Origin of the sequence: Novosphingobium sp., from assembly GCF_965214355.1 — a bacterium.
Taxonomy (GTDB): domain Bacteria; phylum Pseudomonadota; class Alphaproteobacteria; order Sphingomonadales; family Sphingomonadaceae; genus Novosphingobium.
Genome location: NZ_CBDCBI010000002.1, coordinates 405,104 through 430,392 on the forward strand (window position 1 = coordinate 405,104; position 25,289 = coordinate 430,392).

Below are 25,289 nucleotides of genomic sequence, written 5' to 3' on the forward strand. Positions count from 1 at the left end.
TCTCCTGATTGCGTGCAAGCTATCTGGGGCTGGAGTGATGCCAGTTCAACCGCGCGCCCTTGCGCGACAGGCCGCAAAGTCGTCGGCGTCGATTGTGCCATCGCCCCCGGTCAAAGCGTCGCGGACGCGCGCGCGCGCCGCATCGACCAGCCGGTCGGTTGTAGGATCGTGCGCGGTTGGCGCAAGCGCCGCAGCCTCGCCGCGCAAGGTCGCGCCCAGCGGGGACGCAGGATCGCGCCCGGTCAGCACCCGGGCATAGGCGTCGAGGATAGCAAAGCAATCGACCGGTCCCGGCGCGGGGCGGCGCGGCACCGTCGCATCGAGTTCGGCCAGGCACGGCCCGGCGACGGCAAGCGCGCCTTGCGGGCCCAGTTTCTGCGCCGCGCTGGCCAGCAGGTCATGCACCGCGTCCCCCGGCAATCCCGCTTCGCGCGCGACCCGTTCACCGACCTTGCCCATATACACGCGCCCGCGAAGCCCAAACGGGGGCAGCGCCAGTGCGGCAGGGTCGCCGCCCGCCTGGCGCGCGGCGACCACGGCAAAGGCGGCGGCGCAGCGCATATCGTGCGTGTGGACCGGGGTGATCCGGCCGAGGTCGGGCTGACCGGCTGCGCCAAGCGCCAGGCCGGCCATTGCAATCAGACAGAAACGGAAAATTGACGCCATGGGCCGGGCATAGACCCGTGCGCGGCCGGCGAAAAGGCCCCCCGGACCATCGCTGATCCGGGGGTCGAGTGCCACGGCCAGCCCGGGAAAATTCAAAAGGGCGTGGCCGTCCGAACTGACAAGATCAGTTGCAAATACGTACCTAATTTAACAGGTTTTTGAATGCGACCTATATTTGCCGGGGTGCACACCGGACCTTATAATTGTGACAGAACGGGTCTATATGGGCAGCATGGACAAATTGCATGAAACCCTGTCGTGCCATGCCAGTTGCGGGCTGCCGCTCGCACTCGAAGTGATGGGCGAACGCTGGTCGTTCATGATCCTGCGCGCAGCATTCAACGGCGTGCGCCATTTCGAGGACTTGCTCGACGAACTGGGCATTGCGCGCAACATCCTGTCGAACCGGCTGGTGCGGCTGGTCGAGGGCGGCATCCTGAAACGCGATCATTGCGCCGATGACCGCCGGCGGATCGAATACCGCCTGACCGCCAAAGGTCAGGACCTGTTGCCCGCGATGCTCGCGCTGCGCCAGTGGGGCGAAAAATACGCGATGGGCGAGCCGGCCAATCCGGTGTTGTGCGACGCGCGCGACGGCCTGCCGATCGCGCCGATCACCGTGCGCGCGCACGATGATCGCATTGTCCGGCCCGGCGAACTGGTGTGGCGCGATCGCCTGATGCTGTCGGGCGATGCCGGTCCGGAGGACCTGCGCGCCCGCGCCTGACGGTCAATGGTTGCTCGCCATCCGCGTCCGGCTGACCGCGCTGGCCATCGATACGCGCGCATGCGCCAGCGCCGTGGTATAGCATGTCCGCTCTGCGGCGCTGTCGAGGATCAGGCGTTCGGACAGATTGTAATCGCACACGTCGGCCGCACTGTGGCGCAGACGCCGTTCAAGCGTGGCGCGACCCTTTGTGGTCGTCAGGTCGAGATCGCCATACCGTACTTCCATGCGATGCACTTCGGGCGCGTCTTGCGCAAATGCGGGCACGGCGCCGAGCGCCAGTACGGGGATCAGGGCGGCAAGCATGGCGGGGCGCCATGCAGATGCATGCATCATGGTCGAATTCCTTTCAAAATGAGGGCAGGTACCGGCGGGGGTCGCCTCCAACGCCCCCCGCCGGCCGCGGTTGGCCGGCACCCCAATCTTTCCGGGGGAGGGGTGCCAGCGTCGCCGCTTGAGTTTCGTCTAGGCAGGGCAGGGGCGCTGCGCAGCACCGGGTCGACCGGCGTGGCCACCATGCCGATCAACGGACAAACGGGTATCGGGCGGCGTCGAACGGCATGGCGTTTGCCGCTTGACCTGCGCGGTGGGCACGCGAAAAGGCATGCATGATCCGCCTGTTTCACATCAGCGACCTGCATTTCGGGCTTGAAGACGGCCGCGCGCTCGACTGGGTGGTCCAGGCCGTGCGCGACGAGGCGCCCGATGGCGTGGTCATCACCGGCGATTTCACGATGCGCGCGCGGGCCGCCGAATATGCCGCCGCTGCGCGCTGGATCGCGGCGCTGGGCGTGCCGGTGCGGATCGATCCGGGCAATCATGACTTGCCCTATTTCAATCCGGTCGAGCGCCTGGTCGATCCCTATCGCCGGTTTCGCGCGCTCGAAGCCAGCATCACGCGGCCGCTGGTCCTGCCCGGCCTGGTCATCGTGCGCCTGCCGACGACGGCAGCGGCGCAATGGCGGCTGAACTGGTCACGCGGCATCGCGCGATCGGGCGCGCTGGCGCGCGCGCTGGCGGAAATCGATGCGATCCCGCTGGGCACCCCGGTGATCGTGACGTGCCATCACCCGCTGGTCGAGGTCGGCACGCGTGGCCGCGCCCTGACGAGCGGCGGTGACCGGGCTTTGGCCGAACTGGCCAGCCGCGGCGTGCTTGCCGTGTTGTCGGGGCATGTCCACGACGCGTTCGACCTGATCCAGGACACCCCGGCGGGCCCGGTGCGGATGATCGGCGCCGGCACGCTGTCGCAACGGCTGCGTACGACCCCGCCGACGTTCAACGACCTGACGCTGCAGGGCGGGCGACTGACGTGCCGGCTGCGAAAGCTCGAAGGGGTGAGCGACAGCGCCTTCGGGCATTATCGCTAGGCGCAGTCGCCCAAATCCTTTTGCGCATCACGCTTGTATTGCCGCCCGGCCGCAGGCACGCTGCGTATAAACTGTGATCACGACAGGAAGCGCCATGCTGACGATCTATAGCGACGACCACCTGCTGCATCATGGCGCCGCCGAACTGTATCGCGGGCAGCTGGTCCCCTGTTTCGAAAGTCCCGCGCGCGCCGAACATGTTCTGGATGCCGTACGCGCGGCCGGGCTGGGCGCTGTGTTGCCGCCAGACCAATTCGATCGCGGCGCGCTGACCCGCGTCCACGCCGACGATTACGTCGCATTCCTGGAAACCGCGTGGGACGAATGGCAGGCGCTTGGCGAAACCGGCGACGCGCTGCCTTATGTCTGGCCCGCCGGCGCGCTGCGCCGCGATGTGCCGCCGACGCATATCGACGGCAAGCTGGGGTTCTATTCGATCGACGCGGCCGTGCCGATCATGGCGGGCACCTGGGGTGCGGCGCGCGCCGCCGCCGATGTCGCGCTGACGGCTGCGCAACGGCTGATCGACGGCGACGCGACTGCATTCGCGCTGTGCCGCCCGCCGGGGCATCATGCCGGCGCGCGCGCGATGGGCGGGTTCTGCTATCTGAACAATGCCGCGATCGCCGCGCAACACCTGCGCGATCACGGGGCGCGCCGTGTGGCGATCCTCGATGTCGATTACCACCATGGCAATGGCACGCAGTCGATCTTCTACGACCGCGGCGATGTGTTTTTTGCTTCGCTCCATGGCGATCCGGCGGTCGAATACCCGTTTTTCCTGGGCTATCACGATGAATGCGGCGTGGGCGAGGGCACCGGCGCCAATCGCAATTTCCCGTTGCCCTGGGGCACCACCGGCCCTGAATACCTAGCCGCGCTCGATCTGGCGATGGCCGACATCGCCGCATTCGGCCCCGACATGATCGTCGTTTCGCTTGGCGTCGATACCTTTGCCGAGGATCCGATCAGCCATTTCAAATTGCGCGACAACGATTTCACGCAGATCGGGCAGCGTATCGCGCGCCTTGGCCGGCCGACGCTGTTCGTGATGGAGGGCGGCTATGCCGTCGCGCAGATCGGCACGAATGTCGTTGCCGTGCTGACCGGGTTTGCCGGTTGAGTGTGGCCCCGGCAGGAGGCGGACCAACCTTTCGCCGGCAGCTCGGCCTGGCCGATCTGATGGCGTATGGCTTGGCGTATATCGCCCCGATCGCGCCGCTGTCGACGCTCGGGCTGGTGTGGGCAGCCTCGCACGGGATGATTGCGCTCGCCTATCTGCTGGGCGGGGTGTGCATGGCGTTTACCGCGTTCAGCTATGCCGCGATGGTGCGCGAAGTGCACAGCGCGGGCTCGGTCTATGGCTTTGCACGGGTGGTGCTGGGGCCGTTTGCCGGGTTTGTCGCCGGATGGATGATCCTGCTCGATTACCTGCTGATCCCCGCATTCGTCTATGTCGTGATGGCGGTCGCGCTGGGCCAGCTGATGCCGGGGATCGACCGGGCGGTGTGGATCGTGCTGCTCGCGGCGTTCACCACCGCGGTCAACTGGTTCGGCATCGGCTCGACCACGCGCGTGTCATCGGGCGCAGTGGTGGTGCAGGTCGCGGTGCTGGCGGCGCTGATGGGCCTTGCCGTGCATGTCCGGCTGCATGCATTCGGTGCGGCCGGCCTTGGTGCGGCGCCGTTTTATGCCACGCCGTTCAGCCTGTCGGCGGTGCTGGCCGGCACGTCGATCTGCGTGATGTCGTTCCTGGGGTTCGATGCGATTTCCACGCTGGCCGAGGATACCGCCGATCGCACCGGGCGGACCCTAGGCCGCGCGATCCTGCTGGTGCTGGCGTTTGCGACCGCGCTGTTCGTGCTGGCGGCGTGGATTTTGGGCAATGCGATGCAGGGGGCGCATTTCATCAGCCTCGATGCCGCGGCCTACGAACTCGCCGGGCAGATGGGCGGGGTGTGGGCCGGGATAGCGCTGGCGTGGGCCTATGCCATCCTCGTCGGGCTTTCCAATGCACTGCCGATGCAGGTCGGCGTTGCGCGCGTGCTGTATGCGATGGGGCGCGACCGGCAATTGCCTGGGGCCCTCGCGCGCCTGCATCCGAAATACAACACCCCGCATGTCGCGATGCTGGTCTCGACCGCGATCTCGCTGGCGGTCGCGCTGTGGTTGCGCGATGCGATGGACCAGCTGGCGGCGTTCGTGAATTTCGGCGCCCTGTTCGGCTTTGCGCTGATCCACGTGTGCGTGATGGTCCACTTTGCGCGATCGCCGAAACGCAGCTGGGTGTTGCACGGTTTGTCGCCGGTGCTGGGCATAGCGGTGGTCGCCGCGATCCTGACCGGCATGAACCACGCGGCGCTGGTGCTGGGCGTGGTCTGGCTGGTGGCGGGGCTGTGCTGGTGGCAGTTCCGGATCGTCCGGATGGGTCTGGTGTCGGCCGAGGGTAGTGACCCGTTTGCATAGAACGGCTGGCCTGCCCCCACCTGTCTCGTCATCCCGGACGAAGAAAAAGCGGCGCAGACTTTCGCCTGCGCCGCTTTTCACAAACCAAAAACGTCAGCTCAGGCACATTTGACAAACTGGCCCTTCTTCGGCCCGCTCGCATAATGGCAACGGCCGTTCTTGTCTTTGATATAGGCGGCATTCATCACCGGATGCGAAAACAGGCCCGGCTTGGTAACGACCGTAGTCTGGCGCGTCATCACTGCATGGGTGACAGTGCTATGCGTCTCGGCGACGGGCGCGCATTTGATAAACTTGCCCTTGGCATCTTTACATACCGCAGCGCTGGCCGCACCGGGAACTGCAATGGCCGCAACGGCTGTCGCAAGAACAGCGATCATCATCTTGTGCATAGAACTGGTCCTCCACCTGTTAAAAAATCAAAAACACACGCCCGAAACTTTGACCGGTGTTCCGGTTCGATTGTTATAAGATCGCGAATATGAATGGCGCCAAAATTACCGCGCGCTCAGGATTTGCCGAACAACGAGCCCAGGCTGCCCAGCAGGCCACCCGCGCCGCCCTGGTTGTTCAACATGCCGGCAAATTGACCCAGCGAACCTTCGCCGCCGATATGGCCGACGATCTGCTGCAAGGTGTCGGCCGGCAATCCGGTGCTGTCCGCCGCGCTTGCCACGGTATCGCCGGGTTCGGTGTGTGCCTGGCTCAATGCCGCCACCGCCGCTTCGACCTGGTCGGGCGTCAGGCCTACTTTGGCCGCAAGATTGGCAACCTGCGGGGAACCAGCCAACTGGCCAAGCAGTCCGTCCAACAAACTCATGTGCGTTCTCCGGTATCTGCGCCCTGGCGACATGCCGAAAGCGCCTGTTGCGCGCAGAGCCTAGCGCAAGATGAGGGCCAACTGCAATGGGCGCGCAAGGGAATGCCGCCCCGCTAAACGAGGAAGGGCCCCGCATGGGCTTCCCCTGCGGGAAAGGGCATGAAAAAGTCGGGGCAAATCAAATCGCCGGAAGGGTCAGCCGGTCGATGTCACGCCGCATCACGACAGTGCCGTGCAACGCTCCGCACAGTTCCACCAGCGCCGCCTCGGCCCGCGCATGCGCCCCGCACACGAAAATATCGATCGCCGCCAACCCGTGTTCGGGCCAGGTGTGGATCGAAATATGCGATTCGGCGAGCAGGACCACGCCTGTTACTCCGTGCCCTTCGCCAAAATGGTGCAGCCGCACATCGATCACGGTCACGCGTGCCGCTTCGGCGGCGCTGCGCAACGCGTTTTCGATATGCGTGCCATCGTCGAGCCCATGCGCGCAGGCGAGATCCGCAATCAGATGACACCCCAGATTTCTGGCCAGAATCACGCCAGCACGCTTTCGAACGCATGCCCCAGATGCCGCATCGCCGCCTCGGCCGCGGCGGTCCCGCGGTAATGCGCTTCCTCGAAAATGGACATGCCCGACATGTCGGAATGCGCGCGCAGCAGCGGCGGGGTAAGGCTTTGGGTCAGCAGGCGGTCGGCATCGGTCAGAAAGCCTACAGTCGGCCGGACCATCGCATGGCCCCAGCGCCACACATCGATCCGCGTGATCGCACCGGCAAGATCGGGGTGCATGCCCAGCAGGTCATCCGCCACGATCGTTTGCCATTCGTGAAGCGGCCGGCCGAGCATCACATGCCGCGCCTGCGCCGGCGTCAGCGCCGACAGCGGCATGTACCAGGTCAGCACCGTGGGCCCGTCCGCATCGCTGTCGGTCTGGTGTGTCGCCACGACATAACCCAGGCTGTCGCTTGCCGCCGAAACATTGTCCCATGCCAGTGGCACGCCGGGCCCGCGCGGGTGCCGGCTGACACTGATATTGGCGACGACCCACGGCGCATAGGTAAACCCGCGCGCGCCGCCGACCTGGTTGCAGATCCGCGCAGCGACGAATTGCGGCATCGCCAGGATCGCGGCGTCGGCGCGATACCGGTGGCTGGTTCTCGCGGTGTGATCGTAGACATCGACCAGCGCGTCCCCGCCATCGCTTTGCGCGTTGAAAGCCGAATGCGCCGGGATGATCCGCTCATGGCCGATCCGCGCCGCCATCAGCGCGATCAGCCGCGCATTGCCTTCGGGCCAGGTCAGTTCGCGGTCGCGGTCCTGCGCGCTGGTCCAGCCCCGGCGCGCGGCAAAATAATGCACCCCGGCCCAGGCCGAGACCGCATCGGGCTCGGTGCCGTAATCGTCGCGGCAGCAATAGCGGATGTAGGCGCGCAAAGGTGCACTGGTCCATCCGTGCTGATCGAGCCAGGCGGCAAAGCTGATCAGATCGAGCGAGGTGAATTCGCTGTCGCTGCTCGATGCGGCCAGCGGCACCGCAAACGCCGGCCGGCCATCGCGGCCCAGCGCCCGGCCGTAATTGACCATCGCGCGCTCGAACGCGTCGTGCTGTGCGCGTTCGCCTGCGGTCAGTCCGCTTTGCGGGAACAGCCCTTCCTGCCACGCTCCGCGCCAGAACAGCCGTTCGTCGAGATCGGCGCAGACCTGATACGGATCATAGATCGGTGCGCCGTCGGCGCCTGCCCCCACGATCATCCCGAATTGCCCCAGCATCCGCCGCAGCGCCACTGCCTCGCGATTGGGAATCGGCAAGTAGTGCGCACCCAGCGGATAGGCCGAAATCGCATTGCGCCGCCCGCGGGCATTGCCGCCGACATGGTCTTCCAGGTCCAGCACCACGAAATCGTCGAACCCGGCATCGCGCAGCCGCCATCCCGCCGCCAGCCCCGCCGCGCCGCCGCCTGCAATCACGACGCGCCCATGGCGTTCGGGACCGGTCGCCGGCGGAAACATGCGATCGCGAAGGGCATGCCCGCGCACGAAATCCGCGCCATCGAGCGTGCCGGCATACCGTGGCGGCCCGAACGGCGAACAACCCGACGCCATCGCCCCTGTCAGCAGCGCACCGCCGGCCAGCGCACCGCGCCGGGTCACGCTACCCCTCATAATGCGCCCATTCCTCGTCGAAACTGCGCACCAGTGCCTGATTGTCGAGGCGGTTTACCGGCGTCGGCCGCCGCGCCATGTCGCGCGGAAACTGGAACATCAGGCGCTCGGCGGTGGCATCGAGAAAGCGCAAGGTCGGTGGCAGGCGCACCGCATCGGCTGGCATGACATGCGCGGCCAGCGTATACCCCCATTCGCCAAAGCTGGGCACATAGACGTGATAGCCGCGCGTCTTCAGCCCCGCCGCCTCCAGCGTGGTCGCGACCGTCCAATACGTGCGCGGCGCGATCAGCGGCGATGTGCTCTGCACTGTCATCATGCCATCGGGGGCCAGCAGGCGCGCCAGCTCGTGATAGAAACTCAGCGTATACAGTTTGCCCAGTGCATAGGCGGTCGGGTCGGGAAAATCGGCGATTACCGCATCATAGGGCCCGCGCGCGTGACGCACCCAGCGGAATGCATCGGTGTTGATGACGGTCAGTTTGGGCGAGGACAGCGATCCCCGGTTGAGCGCAGCCAACTCGGCATTGTCGCGAAACAGCCGGGTCATTTCGGGATCGAGATCGACCAGTGTGACATGCGCCACTTGCGGGTCGCTCAAGACTTCGCGCGCGGCCAGCCCGTCGCCGCCGCCCAGGATCAGCACCTGGCGCGGATGCGCGACGCGGCCCAGCACCGGCCACACCAGCGCCTCGTGATAGCGGTATTCGTCGCGTGACGAAAATTGCAGATTGCCGTTGAGATACAGGCGCAGATCGTTCGCGCGCCGGGTCAGCACGATCCGCTGATACGGGGTGGAATGCGCATAGATCACGCCTTCGCCATAATACGCGACTTCGGACCAGCGTTGCAGGCTGTCGGCGATGAACAGCCCGAACACCAGGCTGATCAGCACGGCCACCCCCGCTGCCAGGTCGAACGCGCGCGCGCGCCGCTCCTTCAACACCCAGGTCAGCGCGATCGCAACGGTGACATTGGCGAGGCCAAACACCATGCCGGTGCGGATCATCCCGAGCCGGGGCACCAGCACCAGCGGAAACAGCAGCGAAGCGACCAGCGCGCCGACATAGTCATACGTCAGCACGTTCGACACCAGATCGCGAAACGCATACCGGCCGCGCAGGATGCGGATCAGCAACGGAATTTCCAGGCCGACCAGAATGCCGATCGCCAGCACCAGCGCGTAAAGCACCAGGCGGAAATCATCGACGAGCGGAAACAGCAGGAACAGCCCCGCCGCCGACCACCCGCCCAGCGCCGCGATCAGCACTTCGACGCGGATGAACGCGCCCAGTTCATCATCGCGGACAAAGCGCGACAGATAGCTGCCCACGCCCATCGCAAACAGGTAGCTGCCGATGACGATCGAAAACTGGGTGACGCTGTCGCCCAACAGATAGCTGGCCAGCGTGCCGGCGAGCAATTCGTAGATCAGCCCGCAGGTCGCCACCACCAGCACCGACACGAGCAGGATCGCGGTATGCGCGCGTGAAGGCCCGGTTTCGCCGGGCGCTGGTTCCATGTCGGTCATCACGCTATTTGTGCATAGGTCCGTAGAAATGACCATAGCCAAACCCGCCATGCCCGCCGACCGGCGGCTGCGCCGCGCGGCCGTTGGCATCGGCATAGGGTGACCAGCCGTACCACGCGGTGGTCAGCGCGATCACGGTCCATAGCAGGCACCACAACCCAAACAGGACGAGGCGTTTGCTCATGCGTGTTGCCTCTGCTTGAACTGCCAATACATCAGCACCAGCGGCGGCGTGATCAGCAGCGCCAGGATCGTGAAGAACATGCCCCAGTCCATGCCCCCGGCGCTGACGACGAATGTGACTTCGCTCGCCCCGTTGCTGATTCCTTCCCAGCCATTGGTCGTGGCCGGCGCAATCGCCTTGGGGTCGGTCCAGTGGTGGCCCTGCGCCTGCACGATCACATCGTAGGTGCCGCGCGGCACGTTCGAAATGTCGAGCGTGGTGTGGTGGCTGCCTTCGGTCCAGGTGCTGCCATCGGTATCGCGCCCGGCATAGAATTCCACAGTGCCGTCGGCGCGGATCGCCTGCTGCGTGCGCTTGTCGACCAGCGCGTAATCGCAATCGACCCAGGTGTTTACAAATCCGGGATACGTCTGCGCGGTCAGCTCGACGCGCTGCGACGCGCGGTCGATGGTCAGCGTGCCGATCGTCGCCTGTGTTGCCGGGCCATCGATCTGCACGGTCATCCGGCTGCTGATCGCGGCGGTGACGGTGCCGAAGGTCATCATCCCGGTCAGCACGATCACGATCGCGACCAGCGCCGTCCACAGCATCATCGCGGCATCGTTCTCGCCATAAAAAGGCATATCGGCCCAGCGTGCGCGCCAATTGCCCGCAGGCGCCGGTGTTGCGGGTGCCTCATCCGGATCATCGGGCCCATGGCGAAAGCTGCCGAGCACATCGCGCGGCCGCAGGGCGACCAGGCGGGTCCAGTTGATCTCGTCGGCCGTGCGCTCCAGCGACAGCGTGTCGTTGCCATGGACGTATTCGGCCGTATCGACGCGTTCGCCCGCATGCACCCGCCAATAGAATTCGCCGAGCACACGGTTGGTCACGGCGCTTACCCGCGCATCGTCCAAAGTCCATTCCTGGCCGCGCCAGATCACGCTGCCATCGGTATGGCTTTGCGGCGTGCCGGTCAGCATCGTGCCGAACTGCCAGTGCCCACCGAAATGCACGAGCCAGCGGTACCCGGCATAGGGATTGAACAGCAGGGTCTCGCTCCACACCGTATCGCTGGTCTGGCGCTCCTGCCATCCGATTGCTTCCCACTCGACCCCGAACAGTGTGCCCCGGCTGCCCAGCGGCAGCGGCAATTGCGCCACCGCCTCGTGATACTGGCTGATCACGCGCGCCTCGGGATGGGCAATATCGATCAGCGCGCCGCAATAGCGGCAGGCGAGCGACACGGTATAGCCCGCCGCCCGCACATCGAGGCTGCCGCCGCAATTGGGACAGGAAACGGTTTTCGCCGCGATCATTGCAGACCTTTGGGCATTGCCCAGTCGTCGAACCGGCGCAGGCCGGTTGGGGCCAGATCGATCAGATCGACATAGCGGCCGCAATAGGCGCTGGTGCCGCGATCATCGCGCTGCACGCTGAGCGACGCGCCGTCGGGGTTACGGAAATCCACACTGGTGATCGTCCAGTGCGCGGGTGCGGCGAACGGCAATTGCCCTTCGGCGCCTATACACGTCGCCGTTTTCACATCGGTGGCAACAAAATCCTGTCCGTCCACCGTCACGCGCAGGCCCGGCGCAATCGCGCCGCCATCGGCAAAGTCCCGGAGTGCAGGCAAGGGCGCATCGGCCAGCAGCATGAACGTGCCCATCGCCTCGCCCAGCCAGCGCGTGCTGCCATCGGCCAGCGTGAGCAACCATTCGTTCCACGCGCCATCGGTCCAGCCCCACCGCACCCGGCCGACAACTTCGAACGCCTGGCCATCTGTTGTCCCGCGCGTGCCGATCACGATCGGGGACACATCGAAGGGCAGGATGGCGGCCGTGCCCACGGTTTTCAGGCCATCATCACCGCGCAGCAACAAACTCTGGCATTGGGGACAAACCACATAAGGCACCGCCGCCCGCCGCAACGGCACCGCCGCCCCGCAGGACGGGCACGAAATCTCCGGCAAGGCACCCTCGTCCACCATATGCGCTGCTCTCCCTCGACCGTCGGCCATACCCAAGCCGGTCTTGCAGGTTTTGTCCCGCTATTTCACCCGCGCGAGCAATTCCACCTTCTTGGCGTCGAATTCCGCCTGGCTCAGCGCGCCCATGGTCAGCAACTTGTGCAACCGCTCGATCTGCTCGAACGGATCGCTCTGGGCGGCGGCTCCGGCAGGCGCCAACCCCTGCGCCATCACGTTGCCCAACACCGCAGCGCCGGCAACCCCCGCGCCGATTGCGGCCATCCCGCCATCCTGGTGCGAGGCCGCCTCGATCGCCTCGGCCGCCTGGAACTGCGTATACCGCGAAAGATCGCCGATCACCCGCATCTCGCTGCCCTTGTCGAGATGCGCCTGGACCTCGTCGGGCAGCGAAATGCTCTCGACATAAAACGTGGGGCACGACAGCCCCCATTGGGCAAACGCCTTGTCGACTTCGACCTTGATCGTGTCGGACAGCCGCTGCTGGTTGGCGGCCAGATCCAGAAACGCAATCCCGCTCGACCCCAGCGCAGTCGCGATCGCGGTCTGGATCGCCGCACGCAATTGCGGCTCCAGACTGGCAACGGTCAATTCGCTCATCGTGCCGAACAGGCGTTTGATAAACGGATCGATCGCCTCGATCCTGAACGAATACGACCCGAACGCGCGCAGCCGGATCGCGCCGAATTCGGCATCGCGCACGGTGATCGGCTGCGCCGTCCCCCATTTGCGCCCGACCTGTTCCTTCAGCGTAAAGAACACCACGTCCGACTTGAACGGCGATTTGAACCCCTTGTCCCAATGCTGCAGATCGGTCAGCAGCGGCAGGTTGGCGGTATCGAGCGTATGCAGCCCCGGCCCGAAATAATCGGCCAGCTGGCCTTCATTCACAAACGCGGTGATCTGCCCGTCGCGCACTGTCAGTTGCGCCCCGTTGCGGATCTCGTGATCGGCAAACGGCACCCGCCACGCCAGCTGCCCCGGCGTCTCCAGCCACTCGATATTGTCGATCAACTGCTTTTTGAGAAAGTCGAACATGCAATCTCCATCAGCGTGAGGGGGTTAGAGCATCACGCTCTAGTGCGTCGCGTTGCCAGCCGGATTGGGCACGAACGCCGGCACTTTGGCGGAATTGCCCAGGTCCCACAACGTCGTTCCGCTCAGCCGCAGGATTTTCGCCATCTTGGTATAGTTGATCTTGTCCGCGGTGTCTGTCTCGTGATGGTAGTCGGGGTGGAACCCGGTGAAGAACCAGAACGCCGGGATATCGTGCAGCACGAACGGAAACTGGTCGGAGCGGAAAAACACGTTGAGCACATTGTCGCGGTCGAACCGGTCGTCGAGCACCAGGCCGACGTTTCTGTTCGCTGCCGTGATGGCCGCATTGAAATCGGGGCTATAGGGCGCGCCGATCAGGTTCAGGCGGTTGGTGGTGTCGGCCGGGATCGTGATCAGGCCGTCGGTCTGCGGGCTGGCGGTTTCGTTGCGGCCGATCATGTCGAAATTGATCATCGCGCGTGTCGTTGCCAGCGGCCGCAACGGATGCGCGGCCATTTCATACGCGCCCAGCAATCCGCGTTCCTCGGCGGCAAACACCGCAAACAGGATCGAGCGTCTGGGCCGAACCGGCATCGCGGCAAATGCGTGCGCCAGCGCGACGACGCCGACCGTGCCCGATGCATTGTCATCGGCGCCGTGCCAGATATGGTCGCCATTCCCGGTTTCGCCATCATGGTCGTGGTGGCCCGACACGATCAGCGTTTCGCCCGCCAGCCGCGCGTCCGATCCCGGCAGGATCGCGGCGACGTTATAGCTGATACCGCGCGTCCGTTCGGTATTTTGCAGGTGCAGATGCAGCGGCGCGGGCGTGGCCATGAGCGCGCCATGCGGGGCCAGGTCGCGGTCGATCGCCGCCTGCAACGCGCCGGCATCAAGCCCGGCTGCGGCAAACAGCGCCTTGGTCACGGGATCGGACAGCACCAGGATTGGGATATGCACCTCATCATCGGCGCGCGCCTGGAACGGCAGCGACGGCGTGCGCGTGATACTGCCGCCGATGCGTTTTCCGCGTTCGGCATTCGACAAGTGTTTGCGATTTGGTTCGGGGATCACCAGCACAGCGATCGCGCCGTGTGCCTGCGCATTCAGGGCTTTCACCCGCGATGTGGCGTGGCGCGTATTGCCCGCGCCGTTGAAGCGCGACGCGGCGTCGTCCTCTTGCGGCTCGTGGTCGAACACCAGCGCGATCTTGCCGGTGGCGTCGATCCCGCGGTAATCGTCATAGCCGAGGCCCGGCACGGTAATGCCGTACCCCGCAAACACCATCGGCGCGGTCAGGTCGATATCGTCGCGATACCCGCCGGCGAATTGTGGCGGGCTGAATTTCTGGCCGCCCAGCGCGAGGAAGTTGGCGTCATAATCGGGGCGATATTCGATCAGCGGGACGGCTTGCAGATAGCTGGGCTTGCCCGCCTCGTCGCGCGCCGCCGGTTGCAGCCCGGCCTTGGTGAATTCGGAGACGATCCACGCGATCGCCGCCTCGTCGCCATGCTCCAGCGACATCCGCCCGAGCAGCGCATCCGATGCCAAAAATGTGACATCGGCGCGCAATTCGGTTTCGCTGATCGCGCCGAGCGCGGCGGTAACAGGTTTGGGCGGAGCATCGGCCAGCGCCGGGCTGGCACAGGCCAGCGCCCAAACAGCGATTGTCGTGCGAATACGCATAAACAGCTTTGCCCCCGGCTGGATGACCAACCGGCCCATCGTATCGGCAAAGCCGCAAATGAGAAGCCCGTTTGCTCTTCTCTCCCGCAGGGAAGGGGTCCGCGGGAAAAAGACAAAAAAAGGGCCGGTCAGTTGCCCGACCGGCCTTTGAAAGTTTGGGAGAGGATGCCTGAAAGGCACCCTCTGAATGAACCGCAAGCGTTTGTCTCGCAAGTGCGAAAACGGCGTATACGATTGCAAAAAATGCAATTCATCCGATAAGCAGCGGCCATATCACCATGCCCAGCCCGATCAGGCTCAACAGATAGACGACCGTGCGAATCTTGGGCACGCCGTACCCATACAGTGGCAGATACACGACCCGCGCGGCCAGCCAGACCCACGCGCCAATCGCGCTGCTGCTGTTGGTGCGCCCCGCCACGACCACCCCGATCAATGCAATTATTGCAATCGGCAGCGTTTCCAGAAAGTTGGCCTGCGCCCGCACCATCCGCCCGGCTACGGCATTCAGCGGCGGGGGCGCCCCGTCGCGCGGCCCCATGTTCCATTCGAGGCCGTATTGCTTCGTCTTGAAATGCCCGGCGGCAAAAATGTGAACCAGAAGCAGCACCGCGCCCAGCGCAAGCACTTTGAGTTCAGTCGGGACCATGACCAGCAATCCTTGCATGCGCAACAAACGCGCGACGACCTGCATATTGGTTACAATCGCGCGCAGGTCCAAAAGTTTCGCTTGCGAAACGCACGGGCCTTTGTAAACACTGAACCATATGGTTCAGTATCACGCGCCACATCTCGACGCTTCGTTTGCCGCTCTGTCGGATGCGACCCGGCGCGGCGTGCTGGAACGGCTCGGCCGCGCCGACGCCTCGATCACGGTGCTCGCCGACAGCTTTCACATGACGCTTACCGGCATGAAAAAGCACGTGAATGTGCTCGAACAGGCGGGCCTGGTCATGACCGAAAAGGTCGGCCGGGTGCGCATGTGCAAGCTGGGCGCCAGCGGGCTGGAGGCAGAGGCCGCCTGGCTGCACCGCCACCGCGAACAATGGGAAGAACGCTTCACCGCGCTGGACCGGCTGGTCGCAGAGCTGCAACGCCAGGAGACACCCAATGGCCCCGAATGACGCCATCACGACCACCCAGCGCACCTCCGACACCGAACTGGTCGTCACGCGCATCGTCAACGCCCCGCGCAACCTCGTCTACCGCGCCTGGGCCGAACCCGACCTGTTCCGCCAGTGGTGGGCGCCTGCGTCGTTCGGCGTGACGATTGTGTCGCACGAATCCGACATGCGCACCGGTGGCAGCTACCGCTTGATGATGGACCACGCCTCGCTCGAGGCGCCGATGGCGTTTTACGGCACATACCTCGAAGTCGTGCCCGGCGAACGCATCGTGCGCACCAACGACGAAGGCACCGGCCCCGGCCCGGTCAGCACGGTAACGTTCGAAGACCACGCCGGCGGCACGCTGGTCACTGTCCACGAACGCTATCCATCGAAAGACGCGCTGGACCAGGATATGGCATCGGGCGCCACCAGCGGCTGGACCGAGCAATACGCACAACTGGACCAGCTGATGCAGTCCGAAGCACAGGCCTAACAACGCGGGCGGGGCAGTGGTTCGATATGCGCGGCGGGCGGCGCTGCAGGAGCAGGTGCTGTATATATCGACGTGCGGCAACCGGCAGAAATCTACACGTCTGCATGAACACGAGTCGTCGATCACGGGAGCTCATCGAGACCCATCCAGACGTTGCATACGCTCGGGATTAGCGGAATCCCGCGATGTTTTCGACCTATCAAGCTATGATAGGGATCGCTGTGAAACAGAAAAATGGTGCCCAGAAGAGGACTCGAACCTCCACGCCCTTGCGAGCGCCAGCACCTGAAGCTGGTGCGTCTACCAATTCCGCCATCTGGGCACGGGGCTGGGGCAAAGCGCCTTTCGCCGGGTAGGAGCGGGCGGATACGGGGTGGGGGCGGGGCTGTCAACTCACTTTGGTTATTGCCGCTTGTGACAGGGTGCAATTTGACGAGGGCGCGCGGCCGTTTGCATGATCGGGCATTGATACCGGTAACGGGTGTGTGCCATTGGCGCTGGCGTGCGGATGGCGGTATTGTCGGTGCACTCCGAATCGAATTGCAAGGACCCGGACATGACCACAACGCGCGATCTGGATGGCAAGCTGATCGCGGTGATCGGCGGGACCGGGTTTTTGGGGACGCATCTGGCGCAGCATCTGCTGGCGCGGGGCGCGCGGTTGCGGATTGGCGCGCGGCGGCCGGAAAAAGCTTACGCGATCAAGCCGCTGGGCAATCTGGGGTCGGTCCAGGTGGTTGCCGTGGATGTGACCAAGCCTGACTCGGTGCGGGTTGCGCTGACGGGTGTGGATGCGGTGGTCAATCTGGTTGGCGCATTTGCCGGCGATCTGGATGCGGTGCAGGGTGCGGGCGCAGGGCGGGTTGCGGCGATAGCGCGGGACGCTGGCGCGCAGGCGTTTATGCAGGTTTCGGCGATCGGGGCGGATGCGCAATCGCCGGTGGCTTATGCGCGGACCAAGGCGGCGGGCGAAGCCGCGGTGTTGGCGGCCTTTCCCGGTGCGACGGTGCTGCGGCCCTCCATCCTGTTCGGGTCGGACGATCACTTTTTGACGATGTTTGCCGGGTTGATGAGCATGCCGGTGCTGCCGGTGTTTGCGCCCGACGCAAAGTTGCAGCCGCTCGATGTCGAAGATGCGGCGCGCGCCATCGGCAATGTGCTGGCATCGCCTGGCGCTCATGCCGGCACGACGTACGAAATCGCCGGGCCCGAGGTGATGACGATGCTCGATATCAACCAGCGGATCGCGCGGGCGACGCACCGTTCGCCGTTGCTGATCGGTTTGCCCGATGGCGTGTCGAAGCTGATCGCCGCGCTGCCGTTGACGCCGATCTCGAGCGATCAACTGGCGCTGTTGCGCAAGGGCAATGTCGCGTCCGGCGCGTTGCCGGGGCTGGCTGAGCTGGGGATTCAGCCGCGTCCGCTCGGTTTGCTGCTGGAGCGCTGGCTGGTCACGTATCGCAAGCATGGCCGGTTCGGCACGCGCATGGGCATACAATCCTGATCGTCAGGCGTTTACGTCGCCGTAGTGGTCTGGCGGCTTGATCACGTCCATCCGCTCGGTCAGAAGGGGGCGAAAGCTCGGCCGGCTTTTCAGCGCCGAATACCACCCCCTTGATTGCTCGTGCTGCGACCAGTCGATGCCGCCCAGGTAATCCGCAACCGAAATCTGCGCGGCAGCGGCGAGATCGGCCAGGCTCATCGTCGCGCCCGCCAGCCAGGGACGGTTGTCGATCAGGAAATCGACATAGTCGAGGTAGTCGTTGGCCAGGCGGATCGTTTCGCGCAAACTGCGCGCATCGGGCGGCTGCCGCGTGATCAGGCGTTTTTTCATCCGCTCGTCGAGCAGCGGCCCGGTGACGCCGGCAAAGAAGTTTTCATCAAACAGCGCAACCAGGCGGCGGATTTCGGCGCGATTGGCGGCGGTGCCGTTGATCATCGGTGCCTTGTCGACGGTTTCTTCAAAAAATTCTGCGATAGCGCGGCTGTCGACCAGCACCAGGCCGCGTTCCGGATTGGTCAGCACCGGGGTGCGCAGCGCGGGGTTCAGCGTCTGGAATTCCTCGCGCTGTTCCCACGGATTTTCGCGCACGAGCTCATAGCCGACGCCTTTTTCGCTCAGCAGAAGCCGCACCTTGCGGCTGAACGGGCAGATCGGGAACTGGTAGAGATACCACATTGTCCCAGCCATAGTGGCAGGGCGCGTGTTGCCAAGCCCCTACGGGGGTAGGGATGGGGAAAGTCAGGGCCTTGACGAGGAGCGCCGCCCAGACAAGGCCTTTGAACGCCCGCCGAGGCCTTGTTCACGGCGCGAGTGTTTTGCGCAGGCGCAGTTTGTCCTCGATGGCGTCGGACAGCATTTGCAGGCGGCGGCTGGCGTCGGTCCAGCCGGCGAAGGCGCCGACGGGCATGCGGCGGACGGCGGCCTGTTCGATGGCGCTGGCCATCGGGATGACGGGCCAGCCGGCGGCGAAGCCCTGGTGGACGTCGCGGTGGAGGCGGCGGCGGCTGTCGACCATCGAGAGCACGGGCAGGATCGGGGGGTGGCGCTGGTGGTTGCGGACGAGTTCGTTGCGGATGGTGTCGAGCGCGCGTGAGGCCAGGGGGGATGGCGGCAGGGGGACGATCAGCAGGTCGGCAGCGCCGATCACCTGGTCGCTGATTTCGTTGAGCACGGGCGGGCAATCGAGGATGATGCGTTCGTAATCGGCGTTCAGCCGTGCGGTCATCTGGGCCAGGCGGCGGTGCTGGCCGATGCGGGCAAGGACCAGCGACAGGCCCCGCAGGCTGGGATCGGCGGGCAGGAGCGACAGGTTTGGCCAGCGGGTGGCCTCGATCAGATCGGCGGGCGGGGCGGCGCGGTGGAACAGCGATGTAGCGCGCTGGGCGCTCGGAGGTTCGTGGCCGAGCAGCCAGGAGCAGCCACCCTGCGGATCGAGATCCCACAACAGCGTGCGATGGCCAAAGCAGGTTGCCGCCCGCCAGGCCAGATCGACTGCAAGCGTGGTCTTGCCCACACCTCCTTTGACGCTCCACACGCCAATGACCGCCATGTAATCCTGCTCATTTGTGCGCGCCAACGCAGTTGCCTCGTTTTTCGGGGAATTGCCGGCGCGGCGCAATGCGTAACTGAGCTGAAGATCTGCGCTATCGTGCCACAACGGCACTGCTCAGGGCGATTGGCGCATCCGGTCGCGCAGCGTGTCGATCGCGATCTGTTCGACGTGGGCTTCGGGCGATTCGGCATCGAGCAGGATCGCCAGCGAGCGCTGTTTCTGTGCGATCATGTCGAACGCCTGCAGCGCGGCGACATGGCGCATGGCCAGGTCCATGTCGCTGCACAGCATCGTGCCCAGCGTTTCGATGTCGTGCGACAGTTCTTCGAGCACGACCGCGATCTGGCGGTGGGTGGCGGCATCGGCCATCAGGCGGCCTGCGCGTCGGCGTCGCGGGGCGTGCCGGGCGCGGGCGGGCCCAGCAGCGCGGCCAGATCGAGCACCATGACCATGCGGTCGCCGGCTGCAATCAGGCCATGGAGAAACGGCATGACGCCGTCGTGGCCGGTGCCGGCCGGCGGCGGTTGCAACGCGTCGGCGGGCACGGCGATAATGTCGCTGACCGCATCGACGATCCATCCGCCAAGTTGCGCGCCATGACTGACAGCCGATTGCGTGATGATGATCGCGTGGCGCGGGCCGGGCTCGGTCGCGCGCCAGCCGAGCCGCGCGGCCAGGTCGATCACCGGCAGCACGGTGCCGCGCAAGTTGACGACGCCCGCCACGTAAGGTGGGACATGCGGCAGGCGGGTGGCCGGGCTCCACGCGCGGATTTCGCGAATGGCCATGATGTCGAGCGCGAACACCTGGCCTGCGACTTCGAATGTGATCAACTCGCGATGCATCGTGCGCGTCCTGTCGGCCCGGCGGTCAGTGCGTGACGCGGCGCACGGCAGCGACCAGCTTGGCCGGGTCGAACGGCTTGACGATCCAGCCGGTGGCGCCGATGGCGCGGGCGCGCGCCTTCTTGTCTTCACTACTTTCGGTGGTCAGCACCAGGATCGGGCGGTCGCGATGCCGCGTGCCTTCGCGCAGGCGCTCGATCAGGCCGAACCCGTCGAGCCGTGGCATGTTGATATCGGTGATCACGACATCGACGTCGTTGGTGTTCAGCCAGTCGAGCGCGGCCATGCCGTCTTCGGCCTGGACCACCTCGAACCCTTGCGCCGACAGCGCGTGATTGAGCAGGGCGCGCATCGATGGGCTGTCGTCGACGGTGAGAATGCGGGTGTTGGTCATCGGGCTGTGCTCGCTGGCTTGGGTTGGTGTTTCAAAAAAGTTCGACATCGCCGGTGGATATGGCGGGGCGGATGGTCGGGCGGCAGGGTGGTGCAAACCAGTCATCGACATGGCGGCAACGCACCTGGCCCGATGCCGGGCGGAAATCGACACGGCGCGCGCCGCTGCCGCCAAGGTCGCTGGCCAGCAGTTCGATGCCTTCGCGCGCGATGAACCCGCGCGCAAAGTCGGCATTGGCCGCGCCGATGCGCCACGTCTGGCGGATGATCTGCGCCCCGCCATACAGCCGCGCCCTCAACCGGGCCTTGTGTCCGCCACAAAACAGCATGTGGTTGACCAGCAGCTCCATCAGGTAAGTGCCGAAATGGTCATCGATCATGGTGGTATCGAGATGGGGGCCGGCATCGCAGCGAGGCGGTTCGGCAAGCAGGAAGTGGTTCATGCCGCCCAGTCTCGCCTTCGGGTCGTAAAGGCACAGCGCGACGCAACTGCCCAGCACGGTCGAGAATTCGGCGCGCGGGTCGGCGCTGACCCGCGCCTGGCCCTGCATGACCGTGATCCGCTGGTCCGGCGGGGCGGAGAGGATGCGTGTGTGAAACATCAGGCGGCGCGCGCAAAGGCGTGGCGCGCGATCTGGCCGATCGGCGCGATGACGCCCGCCGCGCCCAGCGCGATTGCCGCGCGGGGCATGCCGAAGACGGTGGAGCTGGTCTCGTCCTGCACGATTGTGCGCGCGCCGGCCTGCGCCATGGCCAGCAATCCGCGCGCGCCGTCGCGGCCCATGCCGGTCAGCACGATGCCGACGGCATCGGCGCCGACCAGCCGCGCGACCGACTCGAACAGGACATCGACCGAGGGCGCATGGCCCGAAACGGGCGCGCCGGGCTGGAGGCGGCACGACAAGGCGGGGCCGCCGGTAACGGTCAGGTGGCGATCATCGCCCGGGGCGAGGTAAATCCGGCCGTTGCACAAGGGCATGTCGGGTTCGGCCAGAACGAGGCCGGGCGCGCAATGGTGAGCAAGATCGCGCGCGACGGCCGGGGCAAATCGCGCGGCGATGTGTTGCACGATCACTGTCGGCGGGCAATCGGCGGGAAATCCGCCGAGCAGGATCTGCAGCGCCTCGACCCCGCCGGACGAGGCGCCGATCGCGATCAGGCGGGGGCGGTTGGCGGGTATCTGGCGCGCGGCGCTGCGCACCAGCGCGGCCAGCTTGCCCGAATCGTCGAACGGCAGTCCGCCCGATCTTTCGGTCTTGGCGTAACAGGCGACCGCGCCAAGCGCGAGCGCGCGCGCGGTCGCCCCGGCGCCCTGTTGCGCAGAGCCCGACACCACGATCACTGGCATGGGACGCAAGGCCATGATCTTTTCGAGGAAATCGAGCCCGTTCATCCCGGGCATTGCGATATCGAGCGTCACCACGTCGGGATCGAGCACGCGGATCATCGCGCGGGCTTCCACCGCGTTGGCGGCCGCGCCGACCACGACGATATCGCCTTCGCGTTCCAGCCGCGTGGTCAGGATCGCGCGCATCGTCGGCGAATCTTCCACGATGACGACGCGGATCATGCGGCGGTCGCCGCGCGGTAGATCATCGGCGCTATCTGGGTGAACTGCGCGATCGGTGCGCCGGTCATGCGTTCGCTGTGCCCGATATACAGCGTGCCGCCGGGCGTCAGGATTTCGGCAAAGCGCGACAGCAGCCGTTCCCTGGTCGGCGTGTCGAAGTAGATCATGACATTGCGGCAGAATATCGCGTCGAAGCGCCCGGCCATCGGCCAGGGGGCAAGCAGGTTGAGCGCGCGGAACCGGACGATTGCGTGCAATTCCGGGGCTATCCGGGCGTTGTCGCCGTCGATCGTCGCCCAGGACAGGGCCAGATCGTCGGGCACGGATTTCAGGTCGGCGGCGCGATAGCGCGCCGCCTGCGCCGTTGCCAGCGCGGGTGCGGCGATGTCGCTGGCCAGAATGCGGATATCGTGCCGCGCAATGCGTTCACCCGCAACGCGATCCGGGCCGAGCAGGGTCATCGCCAGCGACCACGCTTCCTCGCCGGTCGAGCACCCGGCCGACCACAGCCGCACGGGCCTGCCCTGTTCGGCGCGCGCGATCAGCTGAGGGCGCAGCGCATCGCGCAGGTGGTCGAACTGATGGGCCTCGCGGAAAAAGAAAGTGTGCTGTGTGGTCAGCGCGCCAATCGCCTTGCCGCGCTCGTGCGCATCTTCGCGGATGCGCATGACATACGATCCGAATGTTGCGCAGCCCGATGTGCGCACCAGCGCGGCCAACCGTGAATAGACGAGCATCGCCTTGCCTTCGGACAGGACGAGGCCGGCTTCGCGATAGGCGATATCGGCGATCGCGTGGAAATCGGGCGCGTCATAGATGCCCGGGCTGATGCCGGGCAGGGCCTGCGCAAAGGGCGTTGGCCCCATCGTCATGCCGCTGTCGCCAGGGGAACAGGGGTTTCGAGCAGATGGCGCGCGACCAGGCGATCGACATCGAGGATCAGCGCGACGCGGCCATTGCCCAGGATGGTCGCGCCGGCAACGCCATCGAGCTTGCGGAAATGGGTGTCGAGGCTCTTGATCACGACCTGCCGCTGGTCGCAGATCGCATCGACCAGCAACGCGGCGGGGCCGGCGCTTTCGGTTTCCACCACGATCAGCACGCCAAGGTCCGGGCGCAGCACTGCGCCTGCCGCGCCGATTGCCTGGTGCAGCGGCACCACCGGGACAAACCGCCCGCGCACATCGATCATCGCGCGCTGCGCGCCCAGCCCTTTGACTTGCGCCGGTGCGGGGCGCAGGCTTTCGACGACATGGGCCAGCGGCAGGACCAGTGTCTGATCGCCGATCGTGACGACCATGCCGTCGGCGATCGCCAGTGTCAACGGCAACGCCAGCGTGAACGTCGTGCCCGACCCGGGTTTGGTGTCGATCGTGATCCGCCCGCCCAGGTCCTTGACCATCTGGCGCACGACATCGAGCCCGACGCCGCGACCCGACAGATTGGTGATGGCAGGCGCGGTCGAAAATCCGGGAGCAAAGATCAGCTGGTCGATCTCGTCATCGCCCAGCACCGCGTCCGCCGCGATCACGCCGCGATCGATGGCCTTGGCGCGCACGCGGGCGCGGTCGATGCCGCGCCCGTCATCGCCGATCCGGATCAGGATCCGGCCCGATCTGTGTTCAGCCGACAGGGTCAGCGTGCCCTGCGCCGGCTTGCCCAGGGCCAGGCGATCGGCCGCGGGCTCGATGCCATGATCGACCGCGTTGCGGATCAGGTGGGTCAGCGGTTCGCCCAGCCGCTCGATCACGGTCTTGTCGAGCTCGGTGGTTTCGCCCGAAACGATCAGGTGAACCTGTTTGCCGGTGCTGCTCTGCAATTCGCGCAGGATCCGCGGCGCGCGGCTGAACACCGTGCCGATCGGCTGCGCGCGGAGGGCCATCGCGGTGTCCTGAATGTCGCGGGTCAGGCCCTCCATCTGGGTGAGCGCTTCGGTCAGGGCGGGGTTCTTGCGGGCGCCCATATCGCCCACCCGCTGCGCCATCATTGCCTGCGCAATCAGCAATTCGCCAACCGCGTCGACCAGCGTGTCGAGCCTGGCCAGGTCGATGCGGATCGAGGGGCCGGCAGTCGGTGGGGCAGGCGGCGCGGCAAATGCCGGTTCCGCACCAGGCGCGGGCAGGCTGGCACGCGGCACGGCAACGCCGAACACCAGCCCGCAATCGTCGCCGACATACTCGAACACGTCGCGCACCATGGCTTCGGTTACGGCGCCGGGCATGGCAAAGTGCCAGGCCAGATAGCCGTCGCCGGGGTCGAAGGCCTCGAGCAGGGGGATACCATCGGTGTCGCAGCCGAGGCATACGCCGCCCAGATCGAGCACTTCGCGCAGCATCAGCAGCGGTTCGCCGCCATTGGCCATCGCACCGGCGTGCGGGCGGATGGTCAGGGTCCATGGCGGGGTGGTTGCGCCTGCGGCCATGGCGTTGACCACGTCATCGAGCATAGCGGTGAATTCGGCGTCATCGGCGGCGGGCGCTGTGCGCGCGGCGGTCAGTTCGGCGATCAGCGCGGCGTCTTCGGGCGCTGGCGCGGCGTCTTCGGGCGCTGGCGCGGCTTGGCGCGCGGCGACGACATGATCGCCGACCCGGTCGAGCGCGCGCAGCAGCAGGTCGACCAGTCGCGGCGTAATCGGCACGGCGCCGTCGCGCACGTCGGACAACAGCGTTTCGAGCCCATGCGTGCACGATTGCAACGCGCCATAGCCAAACGCGCCCGCGCCGCCCTTGATCGAATGCACACCGCGAAACACCGCGTTGATCGTGTCGTCGTCGTGCAGCCCGGCGTGGCATGCGGCCAGGCCCTGCTCGGCGGCGGCGAGTGCTTCGTCGCATTCGGCAAAGAAAATCGCCTGGATGTCTTCGATTGTCATGCGCGCGCGATGTCGCCGAACAGCGGCGTCGTCAGGCCGAGCTGGCTTGCGGTGGCGTGCAGATGGGGGGACCCGTCGATGACGGCGCCCGCGCGCCGCGCGCTGAGTAGCAGCTGCAGCATCGCCTGGCCGATGCGGGTGCAGGCGCGGGCGTCTATCCGCAGATTGCCCTGCACCTCGACCGTCTGCACCGCGATCATCTGGGGCAACAGCGCCTGCGCGGCCGCACGGTCGCAGCGGGCGGGCAGGCTGATCGTCGGCATGGCTGCAACTCCCCCCGCAAAACAACAGTCGTGCAGCTGGCATAGCGCGCAGCGGCAAAGGTCGGCTT

General features: G+C 65.8%; 30 protein-coding genes and 1 tRNA gene. 7 read left to right on the forward strand and 24 right to left on the reverse strand.

Features of this window, described 5'->3' with window-relative positions; translation table 11 throughout:
• Positions 1-45: 45 nt before the first annotated feature.
• The gene (locus tag ACOOE2_RS02485) at positions 46-666 is read right to left on the reverse strand and encodes a hypothetical protein (RefSeq protein WP_420381445.1); all 621 of its coding nucleotides are present in this window, start codon (positions 664-666) and stop codon (positions 46-48) included.
• Between the two features lie 232 nt (positions 667-898).
• On the opposite strand from ACOOE2_RS02485, the gene ACOOE2_RS02490 reads away from it, so the two are divergent.
• Positions 899-1,393, forward strand: a complete 495-nt coding sequence (locus ACOOE2_RS02490) for a winged helix-turn-helix transcriptional regulator (protein ID WP_420381446.1) — start codon at positions 899-901, stop codon at positions 1,391-1,393.
• Positions 1,394-1,396: 3 nt separating this feature from the next.
• On the opposite strand, the gene ACOOE2_RS02495 is transcribed toward ACOOE2_RS02490, so the two are convergent.
• Positions 1,397-1,729 (reverse strand): UrcA family protein, encoded by a 333-nt coding sequence (locus ACOOE2_RS02495; RefSeq protein WP_420381447.1) that lies wholly within the window; start codon positions 1,727-1,729, stop codon positions 1,397-1,399.
• Positions 1,730-2,001: 272 nt separating this feature from the next.
• Between ACOOE2_RS02495 and ACOOE2_RS02500 the strand changes: the two genes are divergently transcribed.
• From ACOOE2_RS02500 to ACOOE2_RS02510, 3 genes are all read left to right on the forward strand, one after another.
• Entirely contained in the window at positions 2,002-2,763 is a 762-nt protein-coding gene (locus tag ACOOE2_RS02500) for a metallophosphoesterase family protein (protein WP_420381448.1), read from the forward strand.
• Positions 2,764-2,857: 94 nt separating this feature from the next.
• Complete coding sequence (locus ACOOE2_RS02505) at positions 2,858-3,886, forward strand: histone deacetylase family protein (RefSeq protein ID WP_420381449.1); 1,029 nt, start codon at positions 2,858-2,860, stop codon at positions 3,884-3,886.
• Positions 3,887-3,888: 2 nt separating this feature from the next.
• Positions 3,889-5,229 (forward strand): APC family permease, encoded by a 1,341-nt coding sequence (locus ACOOE2_RS02510; RefSeq protein WP_420384549.1) that lies wholly within the window; start codon positions 3,889-3,891, stop codon positions 5,227-5,229.
• A 98-nt stretch (positions 5,230-5,327) separates the two neighbouring features.
• Here the strand turns inward: ACOOE2_RS02510 and ACOOE2_RS02515 are convergent, their stop codons facing one another.
• From ACOOE2_RS02515 to ACOOE2_RS02565, 11 genes are all read right to left on the reverse strand, one after another.
• Positions 5,328-5,621 carry a hypothetical protein gene (locus ACOOE2_RS02515; protein WP_420381450.1) on the reverse strand — a complete coding sequence of 98 codons (294 nt, stop codon included), beginning with the start codon at positions 5,619-5,621 and terminating at the stop codon, positions 5,328-5,330.
• A gap of 116 nt (positions 5,622-5,737) precedes the next feature.
• The gene (locus tag ACOOE2_RS02520) at positions 5,738-6,049 is read right to left on the reverse strand and encodes a hypothetical protein (protein WP_420381451.1); all 312 of its coding nucleotides are present in this window, start codon (positions 6,047-6,049) and stop codon (positions 5,738-5,740) included.
• 178 nt (positions 6,050-6,227) lie between these two features.
• Positions 6,228-6,590, reverse strand: a complete 363-nt coding sequence (speD, locus tag ACOOE2_RS02525) for an adenosylmethionine decarboxylase (protein WP_420381452.1) — start codon at positions 6,588-6,590, stop codon at positions 6,228-6,230.
• On the reverse strand, positions 6,587-8,203 hold the full coding sequence (locus ACOOE2_RS02530) for an NAD(P)-binding protein (protein WP_420381453.1): 1,617 nt from the start codon (positions 8,201-8,203) through the stop codon (positions 6,587-6,589). The genes speD and ACOOE2_RS02530 overlap by 4 nt, the downstream gene beginning before the upstream one ends.
• A 1-nt stretch (position 8,204) precedes the next feature.
• Positions 8,205-9,746: a polyamine aminopropyltransferase gene (locus ACOOE2_RS02535; RefSeq protein ID WP_420381454.1), complete on the reverse strand. Its 1,542-nt coding sequence runs from the start codon at positions 9,744-9,746 to the stop codon at positions 8,205-8,207.
• Positions 9,747-9,750: 4 nt separating this feature from the next.
• On the reverse strand, positions 9,751-9,930 hold the full coding sequence (locus ACOOE2_RS02540; RefSeq protein WP_420381455.1) for a hypothetical protein: 180 nt from the start codon (positions 9,928-9,930) through the stop codon (positions 9,751-9,753).
• Positions 9,927-11,228: a DUF4178 domain-containing protein gene (locus ACOOE2_RS02545; protein ID WP_420381456.1), complete on the reverse strand. Its 1,302-nt coding sequence runs from the start codon at positions 11,226-11,228 to the stop codon at positions 9,927-9,929. The genes ACOOE2_RS02540 and ACOOE2_RS02545 overlap by 4 nt, the downstream gene beginning before the upstream one ends.
• Positions 11,225-11,788 carry a DUF4178 domain-containing protein gene (locus ACOOE2_RS02550; protein ID WP_420381457.1) on the reverse strand — a complete coding sequence of 188 codons (564 nt, stop codon included), beginning with the start codon at positions 11,786-11,788 and terminating at the stop codon, positions 11,225-11,227. The genes ACOOE2_RS02545 and ACOOE2_RS02550 overlap by 4 nt, the downstream gene beginning before the upstream one ends.
• A gap of 171 nt (positions 11,789-11,959) precedes the next feature.
• Positions 11,960-12,934, reverse strand: a complete 975-nt coding sequence (locus ACOOE2_RS02555) for an SPFH domain-containing protein (protein WP_420381458.1) — start codon at positions 12,932-12,934, stop codon at positions 11,960-11,962.
• Positions 12,935-12,973: 39 nt separating this feature from the next.
• Positions 12,974-14,620, reverse strand: coding sequence for a M20/M25/M40 family metallo-hydrolase (locus ACOOE2_RS02560; protein WP_420381459.1), 1,647 nt, complete (start codon positions 14,618-14,620; stop codon positions 12,974-12,976).
• Positions 14,621-14,870: 250 nt separating this feature from the next.
• Positions 14,871-15,269, reverse strand: coding sequence for an MAPEG family protein (locus ACOOE2_RS02565; RefSeq protein ID WP_420381460.1), 399 nt, complete (start codon positions 15,267-15,269; stop codon positions 14,871-14,873).
• 118 nt (positions 15,270-15,387) lie between these two features.
• Here ACOOE2_RS02565 and ACOOE2_RS02570 point away from each other — a divergent pair, with 118 nt between their 5' ends.
• Positions 15,388-15,744 carry an ArsR/SmtB family transcription factor gene (locus ACOOE2_RS02570; protein ID WP_420381461.1) on the forward strand — a complete coding sequence of 119 codons (357 nt, stop codon included), beginning with the start codon at positions 15,388-15,390 and terminating at the stop codon, positions 15,742-15,744.
• Positions 15,731-16,222: an SRPBCC domain-containing protein gene (locus ACOOE2_RS02575; protein ID WP_420381462.1), complete on the forward strand. Its 492-nt coding sequence runs from the start codon at positions 15,731-15,733 to the stop codon at positions 16,220-16,222. The genes ACOOE2_RS02570 and ACOOE2_RS02575 overlap by 14 nt, the downstream gene beginning before the upstream one ends.
• A 235-nt stretch (positions 16,223-16,457) precedes the next feature.
• Here the strand turns inward: ACOOE2_RS02575 and ACOOE2_RS02580 are convergent.
• A tRNA-Leu gene (locus ACOOE2_RS02580) sits at positions 16,458-16,544 on the reverse strand.
• A gap of 234 nt (positions 16,545-16,778) precedes the next feature.
• Between ACOOE2_RS02580 and ACOOE2_RS02585 the strand changes: the two genes are divergently transcribed.
• Positions 16,779-17,726, forward strand: a complete 948-nt coding sequence (locus tag ACOOE2_RS02585; protein ID WP_420381463.1) for a complex I NDUFA9 subunit family protein — start codon at positions 16,779-16,781, stop codon at positions 17,724-17,726.
• Positions 17,727-17,729: 3 nt separating this feature from the next.
• Here ACOOE2_RS02585 and ACOOE2_RS02590 read toward each other — a convergent pair whose 3' ends face one another.
• The 10 genes from ACOOE2_RS02590 to ACOOE2_RS02635 all read right to left on the reverse strand — a co-directional run bounded on the left by ACOOE2_RS02590 (position 17,730) and on the right by ACOOE2_RS02635 (position 25,221).
• A complete protein-coding gene (locus ACOOE2_RS02590) occupies positions 17,730-18,401 on the reverse strand; it encodes a glutathione S-transferase family protein (protein ID WP_420381464.1) in 672 nt (223 codons plus the stop codon).
• A 124-nt stretch (positions 18,402-18,525) separates the two neighbouring features.
• Positions 18,526-19,275 (reverse strand): ParA family protein, encoded by a 750-nt coding sequence (locus ACOOE2_RS02595; protein ID WP_420381465.1) that lies wholly within the window; start codon positions 19,273-19,275, stop codon positions 18,526-18,528.
• Between the two features lie 117 nt (positions 19,276-19,392).
• Positions 19,393-19,647: a hypothetical protein gene (locus ACOOE2_RS02600; RefSeq protein ID WP_420381466.1), complete on the reverse strand. Its 255-nt coding sequence runs from the start codon at positions 19,645-19,647 to the stop codon at positions 19,393-19,395.
• Positions 19,647-20,123 carry a chemotaxis protein CheW gene (locus tag ACOOE2_RS02605; protein WP_420381467.1) on the reverse strand — a complete coding sequence of 159 codons (477 nt, stop codon included), beginning with the start codon at positions 20,121-20,123 and terminating at the stop codon, positions 19,647-19,649. Before ACOOE2_RS02605 ends, ACOOE2_RS02600 begins: the two co-directional genes overlap by 1 nt.
• 25 nt (positions 20,124-20,148) lie before the next feature.
• Entirely contained in the window at positions 20,149-20,517 is a 369-nt protein-coding gene (locus tag ACOOE2_RS02610; RefSeq protein WP_420381468.1) for a response regulator, read from the reverse strand.
• Between the two features lie 31 nt (positions 20,518-20,548).
• Entirely contained in the window at positions 20,549-21,118 is a 570-nt protein-coding gene (locus ACOOE2_RS02615) for a chemotaxis protein CheD (RefSeq protein ID WP_420381469.1), read from the reverse strand.
• Positions 21,118-22,086, reverse strand: a complete 969-nt coding sequence (locus tag ACOOE2_RS02620; protein ID WP_420381470.1) for a chemotaxis protein CheB — start codon at positions 22,084-22,086, stop codon at positions 21,118-21,120. Before ACOOE2_RS02620 ends, ACOOE2_RS02615 begins: the two co-directional genes overlap by 1 nt.
• Positions 22,083-22,958, reverse strand: a complete 876-nt coding sequence (locus ACOOE2_RS02625; protein WP_420381471.1) for a CheR family methyltransferase — start codon at positions 22,956-22,958, stop codon at positions 22,083-22,085. The genes ACOOE2_RS02620 and ACOOE2_RS02625 overlap by 4 nt, the downstream gene beginning before the upstream one ends.
• A complete protein-coding gene (locus tag ACOOE2_RS02630; protein WP_420381472.1) occupies positions 22,955-24,958 on the reverse strand; it encodes a chemotaxis protein CheA in 2,004 nt (667 codons plus the stop codon). The genes ACOOE2_RS02625 and ACOOE2_RS02630 overlap by 4 nt, the downstream gene beginning before the upstream one ends.
• Positions 24,955-25,221: a chemotaxis protein CheX gene (locus tag ACOOE2_RS02635; protein ID WP_420381473.1), complete on the reverse strand. Its 267-nt coding sequence runs from the start codon at positions 25,219-25,221 to the stop codon at positions 24,955-24,957. The genes ACOOE2_RS02630 and ACOOE2_RS02635 overlap by 4 nt, the downstream gene beginning before the upstream one ends.
• Positions 25,222-25,289: the final 68 nt, after the last annotated feature.

Excerpts from the sequence above, each read along its gene's own strand:
- ACOOE2_RS02485 (WP_420381445.1), bottom strand. The coding sequence starts at position 666 with ATGGCGTCAATTTTCCGTTTCTGTCTGATTGCAATGGCCGGCCTGGCG.
- ACOOE2_RS02490 (WP_420381446.1), top strand. The coding sequence starts at position 899 with ATGGACAAATTGCATGAAACCCTGTCGTGCCATGCCAGTTGCGGGCTG.
- ACOOE2_RS02495 (WP_420381447.1), bottom strand. The coding sequence starts at position 1,729 with ATGATGCATGCATCTGCATGGCGCCCCGCCATGCTTGCCGCCCTGATC.
- ACOOE2_RS02500 (WP_420381448.1), top strand. The coding sequence starts at position 2,002 with ATGATCCGCCTGTTTCACATCAGCGACCTGCATTTCGGGCTTGAAGAC.
- ACOOE2_RS02505 (WP_420381449.1), top strand. The coding sequence starts at position 2,858 with ATGCTGACGATCTATAGCGACGACCACCTGCTGCATCATGGCGCCGCC.
- ACOOE2_RS02515 (WP_420381450.1), bottom strand. The coding sequence starts at position 5,621 with ATGCACAAGATGATGATCGCTGTTCTTGCGACAGCCGTTGCGGCCATT.
- ACOOE2_RS02520 (WP_420381451.1), bottom strand. The coding sequence starts at position 6,049 with ATGAGTTTGTTGGACGGACTGCTTGGCCAGTTGGCTGGTTCCCCGCAG.
- ACOOE2_RS02535 (WP_420381454.1), bottom strand. The coding sequence starts at position 9,746 with ATGACCGACATGGAACCAGCGCCCGGCGAAACCGGGCCTTCACGCGCG.
- ACOOE2_RS02540 (WP_420381455.1), bottom strand. The coding sequence starts at position 9,930 with ATGAGCAAACGCCTCGTCCTGTTTGGGTTGTGGTGCCTGCTATGGACC.
- ACOOE2_RS02545 (WP_420381456.1), bottom strand. The coding sequence starts at position 11,228 with ATGATCGCGGCGAAAACCGTTTCCTGTCCCAATTGCGGCGGCAGCCTC.
- ACOOE2_RS02555 (WP_420381458.1), bottom strand. The coding sequence starts at position 12,934 with ATGTTCGACTTTCTCAAAAAGCAGTTGATCGACAATATCGAGTGGCTG.
- ACOOE2_RS02560 (WP_420381459.1), bottom strand. The coding sequence starts at position 14,620 with ATGCGTATTCGCACGACAATCGCTGTTTGGGCGCTGGCCTGTGCCAGC.
- ACOOE2_RS02565 (WP_420381460.1), bottom strand. The coding sequence starts at position 15,269 with ATGGTCCCGACTGAACTCAAAGTGCTTGCGCTGGGCGCGGTGCTGCTT.
- ACOOE2_RS02570 (WP_420381461.1), top strand. The coding sequence starts at position 15,388 with ATGGTTCAGTATCACGCGCCACATCTCGACGCTTCGTTTGCCGCTCTG.
- ACOOE2_RS02575 (WP_420381462.1), top strand. The coding sequence starts at position 15,731 with ATGGCCCCGAATGACGCCATCACGACCACCCAGCGCACCTCCGACACC.
- ACOOE2_RS02585 (WP_420381463.1), top strand. The coding sequence starts at position 16,779 with ATGACCACAACGCGCGATCTGGATGGCAAGCTGATCGCGGTGATCGGC.
- ACOOE2_RS02590 (WP_420381464.1), bottom strand. The coding sequence starts at position 18,401 with ATGTGGTATCTCTACCAGTTCCCGATCTGCCCGTTCAGCCGCAAGGTG.
- ACOOE2_RS02595 (WP_420381465.1), bottom strand. The coding sequence starts at position 19,275 with ATGGCGGTCATTGGCGTGTGGAGCGTCAAAGGAGGTGTGGGCAAGACC.
- ACOOE2_RS02600 (WP_420381466.1), bottom strand. The coding sequence starts at position 19,647 with ATGGCCGATGCCGCCACCCACCGCCAGATCGCGGTCGTGCTCGAAGAA.
- ACOOE2_RS02605 (WP_420381467.1), bottom strand. The coding sequence starts at position 20,123 with ATGCATCGCGAGTTGATCACATTCGAAGTCGCAGGCCAGGTGTTCGCG.
- ACOOE2_RS02610 (WP_420381468.1), bottom strand. The coding sequence starts at position 20,517 with ATGACCAACACCCGCATTCTCACCGTCGACGACAGCCCATCGATGCGC.
- ACOOE2_RS02615 (WP_420381469.1), bottom strand. The coding sequence starts at position 21,118 with ATGTTTCACACACGCATCCTCTCCGCCCCGCCGGACCAGCGGATCACG.
- ACOOE2_RS02620 (WP_420381470.1), bottom strand. The coding sequence starts at position 22,086 with ATGATCCGCGTCGTCATCGTGGAAGATTCGCCGACGATGCGCGCGATC.
- ACOOE2_RS02625 (WP_420381471.1), bottom strand. The coding sequence starts at position 22,958 with ATGACGATGGGGCCAACGCCCTTTGCGCAGGCCCTGCCCGGCATCAGC.
- ACOOE2_RS02630 (WP_420381472.1), bottom strand. The coding sequence starts at position 24,958 with ATGACAATCGAAGACATCCAGGCGATTTTCTTTGCCGAATGCGACGAA.
- ACOOE2_RS02635 (WP_420381473.1), bottom strand. The coding sequence starts at position 25,221 with ATGCCGACGATCAGCCTGCCCGCCCGCTGCGACCGTGCGGCCGCGCAG.